Origin of the sequence: Streptomyces sp. NPDC048424 (assembly GCF_040651555.1) — a bacterium.
GTDB lineage: Bacteria > Actinomycetota > Actinomycetes > Streptomycetales > Streptomycetaceae > Streptomyces.
The window spans coordinates 236,992-255,432 of record NZ_JBEZKE010000004.1; the positions used below are offsets into that span (position 1 = coordinate 236,992).

Consider the following 18,441-nt stretch of genomic DNA (forward strand, 5'->3'; position numbering starts at 1 on the left):
GAGCTGTATGTCGCCCTGGGCCGTCTGCGGGCCGTGCAAGGGAGCTCAGGGGTTGTCCCGTGCCGCAGCTGCTCCGGTTAGGACCAGCGGGTGGGTGTCTAACTGGGTGACGACCGGCGCGAAGGCTGGCGGAGGTCCACGGACGGTCACGGACCTCCGTCGCAGGTCAGCGCCCGGGAACGGCGGCTCTCTCGTCGGCCCGGAATGCTTCGGGACGAAGAGGTCGTGGGTTCAAACCCTGGCACCCCGACAGAGCAGGCTCCTGTTTGGCGTTCGCTGTTCGGGGATGCCGATAGGGAGCCGACGTGCATCATCGGTACACGTACGCATCGGCGACCGGGGGAACCACGTGGGCATGCAGGAGCGGTGGCAGAGAAGGCAGGGTGAGCTGACCGCCGAGAATGAGGCTCGCGATGCCGAAGACCTTCGGCGACGCGATGCCGTGGTCGAGGCCGCGGAGAGCCCGATCGTGGCTGCGGCGGCCGACGCCTTCGCACGGGGCGACGGCTGGTTCGAAGCCGAGGTTGATCAGCGCAGTACGAGCGGCTGGTCGGTCTACGGGGCCGCTGCGGTGGACTTCGGTGGGCCAGCTCCCACGCGGCGCGAGACCACCCGGCCAGGGCCGGGCGGGGCAACCCCGCGGAGTGACCTGCTGTCGCGGATCGAGGATGAGGGCTGGTCCCTCCACACCGCCCAGTACGTCTACGTGCACCTCAGCGAGGAGTCCCGGCCCGACGGGCTCTTGTCGAAAGATCGGGTGGCGGTCAAAGGGAAGATCGTCGGCTTGTACCTGTTCCGCAGGGCGCGCTGATTGCTGGTCGGATGACGGCATCGTGGCGGAACTGACGCTTCCGGTGAATGCACGTGACGGTAGCCGTTCAAAGCAGTGAGGGCGCAGCTCTTTCCGCACCACCCCAGCCCTCCCTCCGCGGAGGGCTTTCTTGCAGGTCAGGGCGGTTTGGCGGGGGTGGCTGGGTCGCCGGGCGGAGCGGGCGCTCCTACGATGGGGAGGGCGCCCCCGGGGGCTCGGCGACGTCTGGGCGACCCAGGACGAAGGTGACCGGCCATGGCCAGGAACCACCCATTCCGGGGGCGGTACCGCCGGGCCACCGCACCCGCCGCGGCGGTTCTGCTGCTCGCCGCCCTGTGCGCGGGGACCACCCCGGACCGGTACGTTCCGGCCTCCCTGCGCCAGGACTTCGACTCGGCCACCGTGGAAAAACTGGACGCGGCGCTCACGAAAATCATGAAGGAGGCCGATGTCCCGGGCCTCAACGTCGGCGTGTGGATACCCGGCCGCGGCGTGTACGAGAAGTCCTTCGGCGTCGCCGACAAGAAGACCGGCACCCCCATGAAGGCCGACCTCCACACGAGGATCGGCAGCGTCACCAAGCCGTTCACCGTCACCGGTGTCCTCCAACTGGTCGACCAGGGCAAGGTCGGACTCGACGACCCCATCTCGCGGTACGTCACCGGCGTGCCCGGCGGTGACGCCATCACCGTCCGCCAGCTGGCCGAGATGCGCAGCGGCCTCTTCAACTACACCCAGGACAAGAAGTTCCTCGCGGGCCTGCGCGACGACCCGCACCGCGCCTACACCCCGCGCCAGGTCCTGGACCTGGCCTTCGCCCACCCGCCGAACTTCGCACCCGACGCCAAGTGGCAGTACTCCAACACCAACACGATCCTCCTCGGCCTCCTGGTCGAGAAGGTCGGCGGGCAGCCGCTCGACGACTACCTCCGGGAGCACGTGTTCTCGCCGCTGGGCCTGAACAGCACCTCCCTGCCCGGCGACGGCGTCATGCCCGACCCGCACGCCCACGGGTACACCGACTTCACCCCCGACGGCGCCGTCACCGACGCCACCACCTGGAACCCGTCCTGGGGCTGGGCCGCCGGCGCGGTCGTCTCCGACCTCGACGACCTGCACACCTGGGCGCCGGCCCTGGCCGACGGCCGGCTGCTGACCGAGGAGACCCAGGCGCAGCGGCTCCGGACGCTCCCGACCGGGGTCCCCGGGATCTCCTACGGCCTCGGCATCCTCGACACCAACGGCTGGCTCGGCCACAACGGGGAGATCCCCGGCTACGAGTCCATCGCCGCCCAACTCCCGGCCGAGAACGCCTCCCTCGTCGTGCTCGTCACCTCCGACATCGATCACGACGGCAAGAACCTGTCCTCCCTCGTCGGGAACGCGGTCACCTCCATCGTCACCCCCGACCACCCCTGGCCCGCCCCGGTGCCCACCGGACCGGAGTAGCGTGGAATTCCTGGCGTGGTTTTCGTGGCGTGGTTTCGTGGCCTGGTTTCCGTGGCCTGTTTCCGTCTCCCCTTGGTTTGGGGGTGAACCCCCGTGCTGTTCACCCATCGCACGGACGCGGGTGAGCGTCTCGCCGAGGCGCTCCGTCACCTGCGGGGGGAGGATCCCGTCGTCCTGGGCCTGCCCCGCGGCGGAGTCCCGGTGGCCTTCCAGGTGGCGCGGGCGCTCGGCGCCCCGCTCGACGTGATCGTGGTCCGCAAACTCGGCGTCCCGTACCACCGCGAGCTGGGCTTCGGCGCCATCGGCGAGGGCGGCGTACGCGTCATCAGCGAGGACATCGTCCGCAGCAGCCGGGTCCGGCCGGAGGACCTCGCGGCGGTCGAGTACGCCGAAGAGGCCGAGCTGGCCCGGCAGGCGCGCAGGTTCCGCGGCGAGCGGCCCAGGGTGGCCCTCGCGGGCCGCACGGTGATCGTGGTCGACGACGGGATCGCCACCGGGGCCACGGCCGCGGCCGCCTGCGAGGTCGTGCGGGCCCAGGGCGCGGCGCGGGTGGTGCTGGCCGTTCCCGTGGCGCCTCCGGACGCGGTTACCCGGCTGCGCACCGCGGCCGACGAGGTGGTGTGCCTGTCCACGCCGCACGCCTTCCGCGCCGTCGGCGAGTGGTACGAGGACTTCTCCCAGACCCCCGACGAGGAGGTCGTCGCCCTGCTCGCGCGGGCGGCGGCCGCTCCCGGCCCCGGGCCCGGCGCGGACGTCCGGGCCGCCGCGGTCGAGGTGGACGCCGGCGGCCTGACCCTGGCCGGGGACCTCGCCCTGCCGAAGGGCGCCGGGGCGGTCGTGGTGTTCGCCCACGGCTCGGGCAGCAGCCGCCGCAGCCCGCGCAACCGCGCGGTGGCGGCGGAGCTGAACCGGGCGCGGCTCGCCACCCTGCTCTTCGACCTGCTCACGCCCGCCGAGGAGGCCGACCGGGCCAACGTCTTCGCCATCGAGCCCCTGGCCGGCCGGCTGGCGGAGGCCACCCGCTGGCTGCGGCGCCGCGTGCCCCTGCCGATCGGCTACTTCGGGGCGAGCACCGGGGCCGCGGCGGCGCTGTGGGCGGCCGCGGAAGCCGCGGACGGCGAGGCTGACGGCGACGCGGACGCCGGGATCGGAGCCGTCGTCTCCCGCGGCGGCCGGCCCGACCTCGCCGGCCCGCGGCTGGCCGCCGTACGGGCGCCCACGCTCCTCGTCGTCGGGGGCCGGGACACGACGGTGCTCGACCTCAACCGTGAGGCCCAGCGCGCACTGCGCTGCGAGAACCGGCTGGAGATCGTCGCCGGAGCCACCCACCTCTTCGAGGAGCCGGGCGCCCTGGACGAGGTGGCCGCCCTCGCCCGGGACTGGTTCGCCCGGCACCTCGTGCGGTAGCGCCTGCGGCCGGGGGCCGCGTCAGCCGAAGCGGCCCTCGACGTAGTCCGCCGTGCGGGGGTCGGAAGGGGTCGAGAACATGGCCGGGGTGGGGCCGTGTTCGACGATCTGGCCGGGGGTGCCCTGCTCCGCGAGGAAGAACGCGCACTGGTCGGAAACGCGGGCCGCCTGCTGCATGTTGTGGGTGACGATGACGATGGTGACCTCGTCGGCCAGGTCGCGGATGGTCTCCTCGATGCGGCGGGTCGAGGTCGGGTCCAGCGCGGAGCAGGGTTCGTCCATCAGCAGGATCCGGGGGCGGACCGCGAGGGAGCGGGCGATGCACAGGCGCTGCTGGCCGCCCGAGAGGGCGCCGCCCGGCTGGCGCAGCCGGTCGCGGACCTCCTTCCACAGGCCCCGATGAGGACGGTGCCGGGGAGGACGGCCGCGATGCCGAAGCGGTGGGAGTCCGGCTCCCACGCGGAGGTGGTGAGGAAGGCCGGGCCGGCGTCGCCCAGCGCCTCCAGGGCGCGGCCGCCGAGGAAGACGCCGACCAGGGTCATGATGAGGAGCACCACGGCGCCGGCCCCGCGGGCGGAGCCCCGGAAGATCCGGTCGGCCGGGTCCCCGCCCTTGGCGAGGGGGCGGGGCGCGTCACCCCGGTCGGCGGGGTCGGGCGCGCCGACGACGGTGGTGGTCGCGGTGGTCACAGCAGGCCTCCCCCGCGGACGGCCAGCCCCGGCGCGTCCCCGGCGCCCGGCAGGCGCAGGCCGCGCAGCCGCCGGGTGTAGGTGACCCCGGAGGCGACCTGCGCCTCGGCGGCGGCGGACAGGAACAGCTGGAGGCTGTGCCGGCACTCGCGCTGGCGGCGGAAGGTGCGTACGGCCACCGCCACGCAGTGCTCGTCGAGGGTCAGCTGCCAGGTCCAGGCACCGGTGCCGGCGCCGGTACCGGCGACCGCGGCGGTGCCGGTACCGGTGTGGGCGCGGGCGCCCGTGCCGGGGGACATCACCACGAGCGCGGTGACCCGGTCGGCCTCCGCGCGGAGCCGCTGCACGGCGGCGCAGCAGGCCGTGAGGCTGCTGTGCACGTGCGGACTGCGCCCGAGCTCGTGGTTGTTGGCGCCGACGAGCCGCCAGGCGACGGCCTCGGGACCGCCGCCCTCGGCGTCCTGGTCCGAGCCGCGCGCCGGCGACTGGCGTCGTGTGACGTCCACCCACGACACGAACAGAAAACGTGGCCGAGACACCGGTCCGCCCCCCTTCCCCACAAGCCGTGCATGGCTGGAAATCGGCCACCCACCCATGGCCGCGGGCATGACAATCCACGGGGCGTAGGGCTCTGGGGCACACGGATTGGTGAAGCAGAAACGGAGAACGTGTGAACGAGAAGAGGAGGCGCACGCGCCGCCCGGGCGCCCGCGCGCCCCGGCCTGCGGGGCGCGCGGTCCCCTTGTGATCCCTGGGGGAACCCCCGGAGATCCCTACGAGATTCCGAGGAGCCTGACCGCCTGGTAGTACGTCCACGCGGTGCCCTCGCAGGAGCTCTTGCGACTGCCCGCGTACTGGGCGCACACCCGCTTCATGTCCGCGTGGAAGGCCTGGTCCAGCCGGGCCTTGGCGGCCGGAAACAGCCCTGCCGCCCGGTGGTTGCGGTAGCCGAAGTCGTGACGGGCGCAGGCCGCGGCGAAGGGGAAGCCGAAGGGGTTGTCCGGCGAGCTCGTGCACTGGTCGGTCGACCAGTCGAAGCCGTACGCCGCCCACGCGTCCCGGTGCTCGCGCGCGTCGGCCCACGCGTGGTAACTGGCGGCGCTGGGCTGCGTCCAGCGGCTCAGCACCAGCGGTTTGTCGGCCGGGACCTCCGGCGCGGCCCAGGCGGCCGGCGCGAGGGCGAGCACCGCGGTGGCGGCGGCGGTGGCGAGAGCGGGGACGAGACGGCGACGGCGCATGGAAGGTCCTCGGGGCCGGGGCGGACGGATCACCTCCGGCCAACTCCCGCGGGCGCCGCCCGGTTACTGCGCGCCGGCCCGACCCGAACCGGTGCCCCTCCCAGGTATGAGACCGGATAAGACTTCCGGCCCACGCGCGGTTCGTCCTGCGGAGGGACGCGCGAGGGGGACCTTCCGGCCGAGACTGGAGGTATGAACCGCCGCCCGCTCGTCGTCGCCGCCGCCACGGTGGGAGTCCTCGCCACCGCGGCCTTCGCCCTGCCCAACCTGCCGCCCAACCCCGTGACCGACACGATCGACCAGCGGGTGTACAAGGAGAAGGGCCGGCGCTTCGCGACCGCCGCCGATGCGCCGGTGCGCGCGAAGTCCGGGTTCGCGCTGCCGTCCTGGATACCCAAGGACGCCACCGACGTCCGCATACGGATGCGCACCAACGGCGAGGCCCGGATGATCCGGTTCACCCTCGGCGCGACGCCGCTCGACGGCCCGCAGTGCAGCGCGGGCGCGCCGAAGCCGCTGAGCGCCCCGGACCTGCACGCCAAGTGGTGGCCGGGCGGCCTCCGGGCCGAGGTGCGTTCCGAGTGCCGCGACGCCCACCAGTACCAGGTCGCGGTGCGCGGCAAGCGCGTCTACGCCTGGACCGACGGCACCCCGTCCCCGGTCGGCAGGAACTAGGCTCCGCCCGGGCGGACTTCACGGGTCCGGGTGGAGCCTGGACGGCCTAGCTGCGGGTCAGCGCCGTCGCGGTGGCTCGGGCGAAGCCTTCGGGGTTGTCCAGCATGATGTTGTGCCCGCAGTCGGGGACCGGCACCACGGCCACGCCCGCCGCCTCCAGGGCGTCGGCGCCGAGAAGCGGGCCGTCCGCCTCGGGCAGCAGGTAGCTGCGCGGGATCTTCAGCTCCAGCAGCAGCTCGCGCATGGTCGGCGTGGTGCCGGCGACGAGGTGGACGGCCGTGCGGTGGAGGGCCGTCCGGTCCGCGAGCCGCATCGTGGACCACCAGTGCGCGCCGGCCCGGTCGCGCACCTCGGCCCAGCCGCCGGCCAGGAACTCCTCCTCGGTGTAGGCGGCGATCCCGCGGCTGCCGGCCGCGCCCGGGACGCGCGGCAAGGGATCGAGGTTGGCGTCGACGAGCACCAGCCGCGCCACCAGGTGCGGATGGCGGTCGGCGAGCACGATGGCCACGGCTCCGCCCATGCTGTGCGCGATCAGCTCGGCGCCTTCCACCCGGGCTTCGACGAGGGCGGCCGCGAGCGTGTCGGCATGCGCTTCGAGGGTGTAGTCGAAGCCCTCGGGCCGGTCGCTGTGCCCGTGGCCCAGCAGATCGACCAGCAGGGAGCGCCGCCCCGCCAGCAGCGGATGCGTGGCGCTCGCCGCGAAGTAGGCCGGCGAGGTGGCCCCGAGCCCGTGCACGTACACGCGGGCCGGCTCCTCCCCCGGCAGCTCGACCCAGCGGATCCGGTCCCCCTCCGGAGTGACGACGGCACTTCTCACGAGGCTCCCCCTCAGTCGGTCTTCGACGGAAGAGCAACGCTAGGCCCTGTCCCAGCGCCGGGACCGGGGAGGTTCGACGGGGTCGCGGCGCCGGCCGGTCCCGCGGCCGTCCGGTCGGGAGTTTCCGCCCGCCCGCCGCGCCGCGCCGGACTTCGGCTCACCAGCCGTCATGCGCGCATTATCGTGGCCGCCATGGACATCCGCCGGGCCCTCACCCCCGCCGAGCTCTCCGCCGCAGAATCCCTCCTCGACGGGCCCGCCCGCGAGGAGTGGTCCGAGCGGTTCCTCGCCGCCCCGGGGCACGTGATGCTCATCGCCTACGTCGACGACGTGCCCGCGGGGATGGTCTCCGGCATCGAGATGAGCCACCCCGACAAGGGCACCGAGATGTGCCTGTACGAGCTGTCCGTGGACGAGGGGTACCGCCGCCGCGGGATCGGCCGCGCCCTGACCCTGGCCCTCGCCGACGAGGCGAAGGCCCGCGGCTGTTACGGCATGTGGGTGGGGGCCGACACCGACAACGAGGCCGCCCTGGCCACCTACGACGCCGCCGGCGCCCGCGACGAGGGCGTCTTCGCGATGCGCGGCTGGCCCCTCACCCCGTAGCCCGCGCGGCGGCGTGTCGTGCGCCCACTCGGCGCACCCTCCGCGCGCCCGCGCCGCCGCTCGCCGAGCATCGGCCGCATGACCGTATTCGCCCCGCTCCTCCCCGCCGCCGTCGCGCTCCTCGCGGCGGCCACCACGGCCGCCGCGCTGCCGCCGCACCCGGCCTCCGCCACGTCCGCCTCCGCCGAAGCCACCGTCGCCCCCTACGTCGTCGTCCTCAAGGACACCAGCTCGCGCGCCCCGGCCCGCGCCCTGGCCGCCGAGGCCGCGGACTCCGGAGACGAGGTCGGGCCGGTCTACGAGGCCGCCCTCAACGGCTTCGCCGTCCGTACCACCGCCGCCCGGGCCGCCGCCCTGGCCGCCGACCCCCGGGTGGCCTCCGTGGAGCCGGACGCGGAGTTCCACACCAGCGCCGCCGCCACCACCAACTCCCCCTCCGCCGCCTCCGCCGACACCCCCGGCAGCCAGCCGCAGGCCCAGGCGTCCGCGCCCTGGCCGCTGGACCGCATCGACCAGCGCGAACTCCCGCTCGACGGCTCGTACACGTACCCCACGAGGGCCGAGGGCGTCACCGTCTACATCGTCGACACCGGGATCAACACCCTCCACCAGGAGTTCGGCGGCCGCGCCCGGTTCGGTTACAACGCGGTGTTCCTCGGGAGCTCCCGCGACTGCAACGGGCACGGCACGCACGTCGCGGCGACCGTGGGCGGGGAGACGTACGGGGTCGCGAAGGGGGTCTCGCTCGTCGGGGTGAAGGTGGCCGACTGCCGCGGTTCCGGGAACCTGTCGGCCATCCTCAAGGGCCTCGACTGGGTGGTGAAGGACGCGGCGAAGGCCCCGGGCACCCCGGCGGTGGCCAACATGAGCATGGGCGGCACCCCGAGCTACGCCCTCGACTCGGCGGTGATCCGGGCCGTGGCCTCCGGGATCACCTTCACCGTGGCCGCGGGCAACGACGGCAAGGACGCCTGCACGGGCTCCCCCGCCCGCGTCCCGCAGGCGCTCACGGTCGGCGCGACCGACGCCTCGGACCGGCACGCTCCGTTCTCCAGCCACGGCCCGTGCGTGGACCTCTCGGCCCCGGGCGTCGGCGTCACCTCGGCCTGGAAGGACTCCGCCACCGCCACCGCCCGCGCCTCCGGCACCTCGATGGCCGCCCCGCACGTGGCGGGGGTCGCCGCGCTCGTCCTGGCGGGCGGTACGGCACGCACTCCGGCCCAGGTGTCCGAGGCGCTGCTGCACGGCGCCGTGCCCGACCGGATCACCGGGCTCCCGGCCGACACCCCGAACCGGCTGCTCCACCTCCCCACCGACCGCTAGCCCCCCCCCGCTCGCCCCACACGCCCCGCTCACGCCGCTCGCCCCGCTCATCCCGCACCGCCGACGCACCCCGACCAGTCGGTATCCGACGGGCCATCAGACTCCCCCTGATGGCCCATCAATTTCTGTGTGCTTCGGGCGAAAGCAAGTCATTGACTTCTCATCACCGCGACGCGTCAATATCGGCCACCGCACCGGCTCGGCCTCCCCCACACAGCGGGTGGGGGGAGGGGTTCGTCATGACGAAGGAGTCGCGACCCAGTGAGTACGAGAACGCTCAGACGAAGAGTGCTGGCCGGGGCGGGAGCCCTGTCTCTGGCCCTGACGGGCGGCGTGGTGGGCCTGTCAGGCTCCGCGCAGGCCGCGACGAAGACCACCGCCGTCTTCGAGAACTGCGACGCCCCGGCGCCGCAGCCGGACGGCTCGGGCAACCAGAACTGGACGGTGACCCTGCCCGACGGAGCCAAGGCCGGCGACGTCGTCCCGATCACGATCGACCCGGGCGCGAGCCCGCTGATCCCCGGGTTCTCCGTCACCACGGTGAACACCTCCAAGATCACCCTCAAGGTCGGGACGACCACCCAGGTGGTCACCAGCCCGCCCGAGACCGTCAGCGTCGTGGCCGGGCAGCCGCTCGACCCCAAGGCCTTCTCCGGAACGATCAAGATCCCGGACGGCACCGAGGGCACCACGGTCAACGTCGCGCTCGACCTCGCGGTGACCGACGCGGACCTCTCCGGTTCGGTCTTCACCACCACCTGTACCCCGGCGCCCCGTCCGAGCGCCTCGCTCGGCTCGGTCGCGGTCGAGGCCCTGCCCAAGGACCCGATCACGACGAAGCTGACGCCCAACAGCGGCCCGGCGGGCCAGGAGGTCGTCGTCAGCGGCGCCAACATGCCGCCCGGCGCCGTCACCTGCTCCGCCCTGCTCGCGGGCACGCCGACCGGTGACAACGGCACCGGCACCGCGGACGCCGCCGGCGTGGCCACCTGCACCCTCACGGTCACCAAGAAGGCCGACACGATCAAGATCAACGGTGCGACCACCTCCAAGCCGTTCGTGTTCGTGGAGGAGCAGGCCGGCGTCAAGAACCCTGTCGACGTCGAGGTCCTCCCCGGACCGCTGGCCCTCGGCCCGAAGGACGGCCAGCCGGCCGTCAGCTTCGGCTCGGTCACCATCAACGGCAAGGCCCAGTCGGTGGTCGGCGTCTTCAACGCCGCGACCGTCCAGGACTTCCGCGGCGGCTCGCTCGGCTGGGACGTGACGGCGACGCGTACGCCGTTCCTGAACCAGGCCACCGGCCACTCGATGGCGAAGGCGCAGATCGGCATCCAGCCGTCCTGCACCGTGACCAACCCGGACAGCCCGAGCACCTGCACCGCGGGCACGCCCGGCGCGATCTCCGACGTCCCGATGAAGGTGGCCTCCCAGGCCGCCGGCGGGGACGAGCTGACCGGCGGTGAGTTCGCCGTGGGCGGCGCCGGGATGATCCAGCTCCCGCCGTTCATGTTCGCCGACACCTACCAGACGGTCGTGACCTTCTCGATCGCCTGACCCGTACGGCCCGCTCCACCAGGGTGGTGCGACGCTCCGGCGCCGCACCACCCCTTCCCCTTCCGGCGCCGACTGGAGACCGCCCATGCGCACCCGCAGCCGTACGCGTAGCCGTACCCGCACCCCGCTCCACGGCCTGCTCCACGGGCTGCTGCTCAGCCTGCTGCTCCTGGGTGCGGGCCTGCTCCCGGCCGGTGCGGCGAGGGCCGCGGACAACGGCACCTGGGGGGTCTTCCCCACCCCCGCGGCCGGTGCCGCGATGACCGACCGCGCGTACTTCTTCCACCAGGGCACCGCCGGGACCGCCCTCGGCGACAGCGTGACGATCCTCAACTCCTCCGACAAGGACCTGACGTTCCAGATCTTCGCCACCGACGCGATGAACACCCCGGCGGGCGGCGCCTTCGCACTGCTCCCGGTGGAGACCAGGCCCAAGGACGTCGGCGCGTGGATCGCGCTGCCGCCGGAGACCGCGGGCACCGTCACCGTGCCGGCCAAGGGCCGCAAGGACATCCCGTTCACCGTGAAGGTCCCGGCGGACGCGACGCCCGGTGACCACGTCGGCGGGATCGTCGCCCTGAACACGGCCGTGGAGGGCGTGCAGCAGGACGGCAAGGTCCAGGTCGGGGTGAAGCGCTCGGTGGGCGCCCGGCTGTACTTCCGGGTGCCGGGGCCGCTGACTCCGGGGCTGAGCGTGGAGGACGTGCGGATCAACCGGTCGGCGCCGCTGCTGCCCTGGGTGCGAAGCGCCCGCGCCACGGTCTCGTACGCACTGGTCAACCGGGGCAACGTGGTCGTCGAGCCCACGGTGACGGTCTCCGCCGAGGGCCTGTTCGGGCGCCGGGTGCTGGACCGGCCGGCCCGCGAGCTGAGGCTGACCCTGCTGCCCGGGCAGCGCATCGAGCTGACCGAACCCTGGCCGGACGCCCCCCAGTCCGACTGGGTGACCGTCAGGATCACGGCGGGCGCGACCGCCCACCCCGATCTGGTCTCGCGGTCCGAAACCGACTTCATCGCCGTCCCCTGGCCGGCCGTGGGCCTGTTCCTCGTCGTGGCGGGCGCCGGGCTCACCCTGTGGGCGCTGCGCCGCCGGCGCCGCACGGAACACGAACAGCAGGAGTCCGCCCCGGACTTGGCTCAGACGCGCTGACCGGCGAAGGTGTCCCAGGGTGACGGTATTCGGCCATCACCCTGGGGCGGGGAGGCACCTTCGATGGAACGACAGCACGGCGACGCGGCCAAGGGCACGGGTCTGCTGACCCGCATCGAGCGCGCGCTGGGCACGGGCACCGCCGTCTACCTGCCGGGCGACGGCTGGATCCGGCTCACCCTCCCGCTCGACGACGGCGGCCCCGCCCCCGTCACGGTCGACGTGATCGCGGACACCAGACGGACACCGCGGGGCATCGCGTACCTGCTGCCGGGCGGCGGGCTGAACTTCGCGGCGGAGTTCTTCACCCCGGGCGGCCCGGACGGCCACAGCCTCGCGCACGAGCTGCGCGGCCGCGGCCTGCTCGTGGTCGGGGTCACCCCGCGCGAGGACGCGGCGGCCGCCGCCGACATCACCGCCGACTGGGGGCTCGCGGCGCACCGCCGGGACCTGGCGCGGGTGGTGGGCGCGCTGGACTCCGTACTGGGGCTGCCCTACCAGTACGCCGGGCATTCCGCCGGGGCCGCCCTCGCCCTGGACGCGGCCTCGCACGACACCTCGCCGCGGCTGCGCCGGGTGCTGGTCCTCGACACCACCGGCCCGTACACCGGTGACCTCGCGGTGCGCGCGGCCGATACCCGCGACGCGTACGCCACCCAGCTCGCGCAGGGCGGCCACACCGTCGACCCGGGACTCGCGGCCGTGATCGCCAAGGCGGTGGCCGACCCGGACGGCGTCTCCCCGGTGCCCTGGCCGGCGGACCCGACCCGGCGCTTCACCCACGCCGGGCTCGCCCACTTCGCACTGATCCGCACCGCCGCCCTCCCCGGGCCGGCGAACTGGATCTACGCCCAGGGGCACAGCGCCGGGAGCTACACCTTCGGCGCCACCCCGGCCGAGGACCGGTTCGCCCTCACCCACACCCCGCTGGCCACCTGGCACGCGGCCACCGCCGCCCTCGGGAGCGGGCTCCTGCCGACGGCCCTGATGCGGGACCTCGCCGCGGTCTGGGCGGGCGACGACGCCACGTACCGGATCGCCTGGGACCGGATCCGCGCCGAGGTGGCCTGGGTCAACACCGAGCTGGGCCGCGGTGACCACCCGCGCGGCGCGGAGCTGATCCGCGCCGCCGGCAACGACCGCGTCTCCTTCACGGTGGTCCCGGGCTACGGCCACGGCGACGCGGTCTGGGGCACGGGGGCGGCGAAGGACGTCTGGTCGCTGCTCTGAGGCTCTGGAACGCGGCTCGCCCCCCGCGGTGAGGTGTGCGGGGGGCGAGCCGGGACTACGGCGCTTGCGCGCGATCAGCGGCCGGCGATCAGCGGCCGGCGGTCAGTGGCCGGCTGTCAGCGGCCGGCGATCAGTGGTTGCGGGGGAAGCCCAGGTCCACGCCGGCCGGCGCGTCCGAGGGGTCCGGCCAGCGGGTCGTGACGACCTTGCCGCGGGTGTAGAAGTGGATGCCGTCGTTCCCGTAGATGTGGTGGTCGCCGAAGAGCGAGTCCTTCCAGCCACCGAAGGAGTGGTAGCCCACCGGCACCGGGATCGGGACGTTGACGCCGACCATGCCGGCCTGGATCTCCAGCTGGAAGCGGCGGGCGGCGCCGCCGTCGCGGGTGAAGATCGCGGTGCCGTTGCCGAACGGCGAGGCGTTGATGAGCGCCACGCCCTCCTCGTAGGTCTCCGTGCGCAGCACGCACAGCACCGGCCCGAAGATCTCGTCGCGGTAGGCGTCGGAGTCGGTCTTCACGTTGTCGAGCAGGGAGAGGCCGATCCAGTGGCCGTTCTCGTTGCCCTCGACCGTGTAGCCGGTGCCGTCCAGGACCACGTCGGCGCCCTGGGCGGCCGCGCCCTTGACGTACGAGGCGACCTTGTCGCGGTGGGCGGCCGTGATGAGCGGGCCCATCTCGGAGGTCGGGTCGTTGCCGGGGCCGATCTTGATCTTCTCGGCGCGCTCGCGGATCTTGTCGACGAGGGTGTCGGCGATGGAGCCGACGGCCACGACCGCGGAGATCGCCATGCAGCGCTCGCCGGCCGAGCCGTAGGCGGCGGAGACCGCCGCGTCGGCGGCCGCGTCCAGGTCGGCGTCCGGGAGCACCAGCATGTGGTTCTTGGCGCCGCCCAGGGCCTGCACGCGCTTGCCGTTGGCGGAGGCGGTGGTGTGGATGTGGCGGGCGATCGGGGTCGAGCCGACGAAGGAGACGGCCGCGATGTCGGGGTGGGCCAGCAGCGCGTCGACGGCCACCTTGTCACCGTGGACCACGTTCAGCACGCCCGCCGGCAGACCGGCCTCGCTCGCCAGCTCGGCCAGCTTGTTGGAGGCCGACGGGTCCTTCTCGCTCGGCTTGAGGATGAAGGTGTTTCCGCAGGCCACGGCCAGCGGGAACATCCACATCGGCACCATCGCCGGGAAGTTGAAGGGGGTGATGCCGGCGACGACGCCGAGCGGCTGGCGGATGGCGGAGACGTCGACCCGGTTGGAGACCGAGGTGGACAGCTCGCCCTTGAGCTGGGTGGTGATCCCGCACGCCAGCTCGACGATCTCCAGGCCGCGCGCGACCTCGCCCAGCGCGTCGGAGTGGACCTTGCCGTGCTCGGCGGTGATCAGCTCGGCGATGGCGTCGCGGTTGGCGTCCAGCAGGGCGCGGTAGGCGAACAGCACCTTGGTGCGGGCGGCCAGCGAGGACTGGCCCCAGCTCAGGTAGGCCTCCTTGGCGACCTGTACCGCCGCGTCGACCTCCTCGGCCGAGGCGAGCGCCACCTGCGTGGTGACCTCGCCGGTGGCCGGGTCGGTGACCGGGCCGTAGTTGCCCGACGCGCCCTCGACGGTCTTGCCACCGATCCAGTGGTTGACGGTCTTCATTGCCTTGCTCCTTCACAGATGGCGACGTCGCTGCGCGGCTTGCCGGTCGTACTCTTCACGGGCCTGGGCCGCCGCCTTGCGGGTCGCGGTCTCGGCCACAGGAACATCCCACCACGCCTGCGCCGGGGGTGGGCCCGACACAGTGTCGGGCGTTCGGGTCTGTGCGTAGACACATGTGGGATGCGTCGCCGAACGGGCCTCGGCGAGGGCTTCGCGCAGGTCACGTACGGTGCGGGCGCGGATCACGGCCATTCCGAGGGAGGCCGCGTTGGCCGCCAGGTCCACCGGAAGGGGGACTCCACTGTACGAGCCGTCGGGCGCCCGGAACCGGTACGCGGTGCCGAATCCCTCGCCGCCCACGGCCCCCGAGAGCCCCCCGATCGACGCGTACCCGTGGTTGTCGAGGACGACCAGCTTGATCGGGACGCCCTCCTGGACGGCCGTGACGATCTCGGTCGGGTTCATCAGGTACGTCCCGTCGCCGACCAGCGCCCACACCGGCCGGCCGGGCGCGGCCAGCGCCACCCCGATCGCGGCCGGGATCTCGTAGCCCATGCAGGAGTACCCGTACTCCACGTGGTACTGGTCCGCCGACCGGGCCCGCCACAGCTTGTGCAGGTCGCCGGGGAGCGATCCGGCCGCGTTGATCAGGATGTCGGTGTCGTCGACCAGCCCGTCGAGCAGCCCGAGCACCTGGGCCTGGGTGGGCGGGAGGTCCTCGTCGGCCGCGGACACGGCGTACGCGTGGTCGACGCGGGCCTCCCACGCGCCCTTGCTCTGGGCGTACGCGCTCTCGTACGCGGGGTCCACCCGGTACCCGGCGACCGCCTCCCGGAGCTCGTCGAGGCCCTCGCGGGCGTCGGCGACCAGCGGGCGGGCGGCGAGTTTGTGCGCGTCGTACGGGTCCAGGTTGAGGCCGATGAACCGGACGGCCGGGTTCTGGAAGAGGGTCGCGGAGGCGGTGGTGAAATCGGTCAGCCGGGTCCCGGCGGCGATCACCAGATCGGCCTCCCGGGCCAGCTCGTCGGCGGTGGCGGTGCCGGTGTGCCCGATCCCGCCCACCTCGGCCGGGTGGTCGTACGGGAGCACGCCCTTGCCCGCCTGGGTGACGGCCACCGGGATCCCGGTGGCGTCGGCGAAGGCGGCGAGGGCCGCCTGGGCCCCGCTGTGCCGGATCCCGCCGCCGGCCACGATCAGGGGGCGCGCGGAGCCCCGTACGGCCCGGGCGGCCGCGGCGAGCTCGGCGCGGTCGGGCCGGGGGCGCCGTACGCCCCACACGCGCTCGGCGAAGAACTCCTCGGGCCAGTCGTACGCCTGCGCCTGCACGTCCTGCGGCAGCGCCAGGGTGACGGCGCCGGTCTGGACGGGATCGGTCAGCACCCGCACGGCCTGGAGGGCGGCCGGGACGAGGGCCTCGGGGCGGGTGATCCGGTCGAAGTGGCGGGAGACGGGCCGCAGGGTGTCGTTGACCGACAGGTCCCCCGCGTACGGGACCTCCAGCTGCTGGAGCACGGGATCGGCGGGCCGGGTCGCGAAGACGTCCCCGGGGAGCAGGAGCACCGGGATCCGGTTGATCGTGGCGAGGGCGGCGCCGGTGACGAGGTTGGTGGCGCCGGGCCCGATGGAGGTGGTGACGGCGTGCGCGGAGAGCCGGCCGCGCTGGCGGGCGTACCCGACGGCCGCGTGCACCATGGCCTGCTCGTTGCGCCCCTGGAGGAAGGGCATGGCGTCCGGCCCGGCCTCCAGCAGTGCCTGCCCGATCCCGGCGACGTTCCCGTGCCCGAAGATGCCCCAGGTGGCGGCGATCAGGCGCTGCCTGTGGCCGTCGCGCTCGGTGTACTGGCGGGCCAGGAACCGTACGAGCGCCTGGGCGACGGTGAGCCTCACCGGGTGGCCTCCTCGGAGGGGAAGGGGAGCCGGGGGTCGATGTCCTGACCGTCCCAGCTGCCGCGGATCCAGCCGTGGTCGGGGTGGTCCCGGATCAGCCACTCCCGGGTCTCGCCCGGCCCGGCCATCACGTTCAGGTAGTACATGTCGTGCCCGGGGGCGGCGATGGACGGCCCGTGCCAGCCGTCGGGGATGAGCACGGCGTCCCCGGTCCGCACCTCGGCGAGGACGTCGGTCTTGCCGGCGGGGGAAGGCGAGACCCGCTGGTAGCCGAACCCGGGGGTGTCCCCGTGCGGGGCGATCTCGAAGTAGTAGATCTCCTCGAGGCGGGACTCCTCGCCGGGGTGGTGCTCGTCGTGCTTGTGGGGCGGGTACGAGGACCAGTTCCCGCCGGGGGTGAGCACCTCGACGGCGATCAGCCGGTCGGCGGGGAACGCCTCGGCCGCGGCGAAGTTGTTGACCTGCCGGGAGCAGCGGCCCGCGCCGCGCAACTCCACGGGCACGCCGCCGGCCGCGCCGTACCGTGCGGGAAGCCGCCGCCGGCACCGGGCCCCGGCGAGCGCGAACCGCCCGCCGGCGGCCGAGCGGATTTCCGCATGCGCGTCCCGGGGCAGGTACGCGAAGTCGGTGGGCCCACCGAACACCCCGCTTCGCCCCCGCAGTTGGAACACCTCCGCGTGACGGTCGGGGGCTCCGCCCCCAAACCCCCGCGCCTCAAACGCCGGCGAGGCTGAATTGCCCAGCCCCGCCGCACCATCCGGCCCCGCCGGCGCTTGAGGCGCGGGGTCCGGGGCGGAGCCCCGGTCTTGTGGCCCCGCCGGCGAGGCTGAATTGCCCGGCAGGGCGCGGCAGCGGACCTCGCACGCGCCCGCGAGCGGGAGCACGATCCACTCCGACTCCCCGCACTCGTGCGCGTACACCTCCCCCGGCGCCAGTTCGAGCACGGCCAGCCTCGTCCAGGACATCCCCCACTCAGACACCACCGGCACGCCCCAACACCTCCTCCACCTCGTGAGAGAACGGCATCGCGGTCGAGCACGCCAGCCGCGAGGCGACGATCGCACCCGCCGCGTTCGCGTACCGCACGACGCGGCCCAGCTCCCACCCCGCCAACAACCCGTGGCACAGCGCGCCCCCGAACGCGTCCCCCGCCCCGAGCCCGTTCACCACCCGGACGGGAACCGGCGGCACCTCCGCCACCGTCCCGTCGCGGTGGACGGCCAGCACGCCCTCCGGGCCCCGTTTGACCACCGCCAGTTCGACTCCGGCGGCGAGCAGCGCCCGCGCCGCCGCGTACGGCTCGGACTCGCCCGTGGCGATCTCGCACTCCTCGGCGTTGCCGACGGCCACCGTCGCCGACGCCAGCGCCCGCTCGTAGTGCGGCCCGGGTTTCTCCCGCCACAGCATCGGCCGCCAGTCCAGGTCGAACACCGTCGTCCCGGCCCCGGCCCCGGCCCCCGCCTCCGCCCCGGCCCTGGCCTCCAGCGCCGCCAGCGTCGCCGCCCGCGAGGGCTCCTCGCTCAGGCCGGTGCCCGTCATCCAGAACACGCGGGCCGCCCGTACCGCCTCCAGGTCCACCTCGTCCGGGGCGATCTCCAGGTCCGGGGCCTTCGGCAGCCGGTAGAAGTACAGCGGGAAGTGGTCCGGCGGGAAGATCTCGCAGAAGGTGATCGGCGTCGGCAGGCCCGCCACCTCGGTCGCCCACCGGTCGTCCACCCCGAACCCCCGCAGTTCGGAGCGCAGATACGTGCCGAAGGGGTCCGCGCCGGTCCGGGTGATCACAGCCACCCGCCGTCCCAGCCGGGCGGCCGCGACGGCCACGTTGGCCGCGGAGCCGCCCAGGAACTTCCCGAAGGTCTCCGCCTCGGCCAGTGGTACGCCGGTCGTCAACGGGTAGAGATCCACCCCGATGCGGCCCATCGTGATCAGGTCGAACGCGAATGGATCGCCGGTGCCGGTCACAGTCTGTCCTCCC

General features: G+C 73.8%; 17 protein-coding genes and 1 pseudogene. 9 read left to right on the forward strand and 9 right to left on the reverse strand.

The genetic code is table 11. The features are described 5' to 3' along the window. Positions 1-349: 349 nt before the first annotated feature. From AB0D29_RS07885 to AB0D29_RS07895, 3 genes are all read left to right on the forward strand, one after another. Positions 350-811, forward strand: coding sequence for a hypothetical protein (locus AB0D29_RS07885; protein WP_362852673.1), 462 nt, complete (start codon positions 350-352; stop codon positions 809-811). Between the two features lie 255 nt (positions 812-1,066). Further along, positions 1,067-2,260 carry a serine hydrolase domain-containing protein gene (locus AB0D29_RS07890; protein WP_362852674.1) on the forward strand — a complete coding sequence of 398 codons (1,194 nt, stop codon included), beginning with the start codon at positions 1,067-1,069 and terminating at the stop codon, positions 2,258-2,260. 93 nt (positions 2,261-2,353) lie between these two features. Then, entirely contained in the window at positions 2,354-3,667 is a 1,314-nt protein-coding gene (locus tag AB0D29_RS07895; RefSeq protein ID WP_362852675.1) for a phosphoribosyltransferase family protein, read from the forward strand. A gap of 21 nt (positions 3,668-3,688) precedes the next feature. Here the strand turns inward: AB0D29_RS07895 and AB0D29_RS07900 are convergent. The 4 genes and pseudogenes from AB0D29_RS07900 to AB0D29_RS07915 form a co-directional block, all read right to left on the reverse strand. Then, positions 3,689-4,060, reverse strand: a pseudogene (locus AB0D29_RS07900) (ATP-binding cassette domain-containing protein); the annotation flags it as partial. Then, complete coding sequence (locus AB0D29_RS07905; RefSeq protein WP_362852676.1) at positions 3,949-4,356, reverse strand: hypothetical protein; 408 nt, start codon at positions 4,354-4,356, stop codon at positions 3,949-3,951. The pseudogene AB0D29_RS07900 and the gene AB0D29_RS07905, both read right to left, overlap by 112 nt. Beyond that, positions 4,353-4,862 (reverse strand): hypothetical protein, encoded by a 510-nt coding sequence (locus AB0D29_RS07910; RefSeq protein ID WP_362852677.1) that lies wholly within the window; start codon positions 4,860-4,862, stop codon positions 4,353-4,355. Before AB0D29_RS07910 ends, AB0D29_RS07905 begins: the two co-directional genes overlap by 4 nt. A 267-nt stretch (positions 4,863-5,129) precedes the next feature. Continuing rightward, entirely contained in the window at positions 5,130-5,594 is a 465-nt protein-coding gene (locus tag AB0D29_RS07915; protein WP_362852678.1) for a phospholipase, read from the reverse strand. 192 nt (positions 5,595-5,786) lie between these two features. Here AB0D29_RS07915 and AB0D29_RS07920 point away from each other — a divergent pair, with 192 nt between their 5' ends. Next, positions 5,787-6,269, forward strand: coding sequence for a hypothetical protein (locus AB0D29_RS07920; RefSeq protein WP_362852679.1), 483 nt, complete (start codon positions 5,787-5,789; stop codon positions 6,267-6,269). 46 nt (positions 6,270-6,315) lie between these two features. Here AB0D29_RS07920 and AB0D29_RS07925 read toward each other — a convergent pair whose 3' ends face one another. After that, positions 6,316-7,086, reverse strand: coding sequence for an alpha/beta hydrolase (locus AB0D29_RS07925; RefSeq protein WP_362852680.1), 771 nt, complete (start codon positions 7,084-7,086; stop codon positions 6,316-6,318). Positions 7,087-7,278: 192 nt separating this feature from the next. Here AB0D29_RS07925 and AB0D29_RS07930 point away from each other — a divergent pair, with 192 nt between their 5' ends. The 5 genes from AB0D29_RS07930 to AB0D29_RS07950 all read left to right on the forward strand — a co-directional run bounded on the left by AB0D29_RS07930 (position 7,279) and on the right by AB0D29_RS07950 (position 12,949). Further along, positions 7,279-7,692 carry a GNAT family N-acetyltransferase gene (locus tag AB0D29_RS07930; protein ID WP_362852681.1) on the forward strand — a complete coding sequence of 138 codons (414 nt, stop codon included), beginning with the start codon at positions 7,279-7,281 and terminating at the stop codon, positions 7,690-7,692. Positions 7,693-7,770: 78 nt separating this feature from the next. Then, the gene (locus AB0D29_RS07935; RefSeq protein WP_362852682.1) at positions 7,771-9,015 is read left to right on the forward strand and encodes a S8 family peptidase; all 1,245 of its coding nucleotides are present in this window, start codon (positions 7,771-7,773) and stop codon (positions 9,013-9,015) included. 261 nt (positions 9,016-9,276) lie between these two features. Continuing rightward, entirely contained in the window at positions 9,277-10,569 is a 1,293-nt protein-coding gene (locus AB0D29_RS07940) for a hypothetical protein (protein WP_362852683.1), read from the forward strand. An 85-nt stretch (positions 10,570-10,654) separates the two neighbouring features. Then, the gene (locus tag AB0D29_RS07945) at positions 10,655-11,719 is read left to right on the forward strand and encodes a DUF916 domain-containing protein (RefSeq protein WP_362852684.1); all 1,065 of its coding nucleotides are present in this window, start codon (positions 10,655-10,657) and stop codon (positions 11,717-11,719) included. Positions 11,720-11,782: 63 nt separating this feature from the next. Further along, the gene (locus AB0D29_RS07950; RefSeq protein ID WP_362852685.1) at positions 11,783-12,949 is read left to right on the forward strand and encodes a hypothetical protein; all 1,167 of its coding nucleotides are present in this window, start codon (positions 11,783-11,785) and stop codon (positions 12,947-12,949) included. Positions 12,950-13,079: 130 nt separating this feature from the next. Here the strand turns inward: AB0D29_RS07950 and AB0D29_RS07955 are convergent, their stop codons facing one another. From AB0D29_RS07955 to iolC, 4 genes are read right to left on the reverse strand one after another with little or no spacing between them, the layout of a single operon-like run. Next, a complete protein-coding gene (locus tag AB0D29_RS07955; protein WP_362852686.1) occupies positions 13,080-14,579 on the reverse strand; it encodes a CoA-acylating methylmalonate-semialdehyde dehydrogenase in 1,500 nt (499 codons plus the stop codon). A 12-nt stretch (positions 14,580-14,591) separates the two neighbouring features. Further along, positions 14,592-16,466 carry a 3D-(3,5/4)-trihydroxycyclohexane-1,2-dione acylhydrolase (decyclizing) gene (iolD, locus tag AB0D29_RS07960; RefSeq protein WP_362852687.1) on the reverse strand — a complete coding sequence of 625 codons (1,875 nt, stop codon included), beginning with the start codon at positions 16,464-16,466 and terminating at the stop codon, positions 14,592-14,594. Continuing rightward, positions 16,463-17,431 carry a 5-deoxy-glucuronate isomerase gene (iolB, locus tag AB0D29_RS07965; RefSeq protein WP_362852817.1) on the reverse strand — a complete coding sequence of 323 codons (969 nt, stop codon included), beginning with the start codon at positions 17,429-17,431 and terminating at the stop codon, positions 16,463-16,465. Before iolB ends, iolD begins: the two co-directional genes overlap by 4 nt. 7 nt (positions 17,432-17,438) lie before the next feature. Next, positions 17,439-18,428, reverse strand: a complete 990-nt coding sequence (gene iolC / locus AB0D29_RS07970) for a 5-dehydro-2-deoxygluconokinase (RefSeq protein WP_362852688.1) — start codon at positions 18,426-18,428, stop codon at positions 17,439-17,441. Between the last annotated feature and the right edge of the window lie 13 nt (positions 18,429-18,441).

Excerpts from the sequence above, each read along its gene's own strand:
- AB0D29_RS07920 (WP_362852679.1), top strand. The coding sequence starts at position 5,787 with ATGAACCGCCGCCCGCTCGTCGTCGCCGCCGCCACGGTGGGAGTCCTC.
- AB0D29_RS07890 (WP_362852674.1), top strand. The coding sequence starts at position 1,067 with ATGGCCAGGAACCACCCATTCCGGGGGCGGTACCGCCGGGCCACCGCA.
- AB0D29_RS07945 (WP_362852684.1), top strand. The coding sequence starts at position 10,655 with ATGCGCACCCGCAGCCGTACGCGTAGCCGTACCCGCACCCCGCTCCAC.
- AB0D29_RS07930 (WP_362852681.1), top strand. The coding sequence starts at position 7,279 with ATGGACATCCGCCGGGCCCTCACCCCCGCCGAGCTCTCCGCCGCAGAA.
- AB0D29_RS07950 (WP_362852685.1), top strand. The coding sequence starts at position 11,783 with ATGGAACGACAGCACGGCGACGCGGCCAAGGGCACGGGTCTGCTGACC.
- iolB (WP_362852817.1), bottom strand. The coding sequence starts at position 17,431 with ATGTCCTGGACGAGGCTGGCCGTGCTCGAACTGGCGCCGGGGGAGGTG.
- AB0D29_RS07935 (WP_362852682.1), top strand. The coding sequence starts at position 7,771 with ATGACCGTATTCGCCCCGCTCCTCCCCGCCGCCGTCGCGCTCCTCGCG.
- AB0D29_RS07955 (WP_362852686.1), bottom strand. The coding sequence starts at position 14,579 with ATGAAGACCGTCAACCACTGGATCGGTGGCAAGACCGTCGAGGGCGCG.
- AB0D29_RS07915 (WP_362852678.1), bottom strand. The coding sequence starts at position 5,594 with ATGCGCCGTCGCCGTCTCGTCCCCGCTCTCGCCACCGCCGCCGCCACC.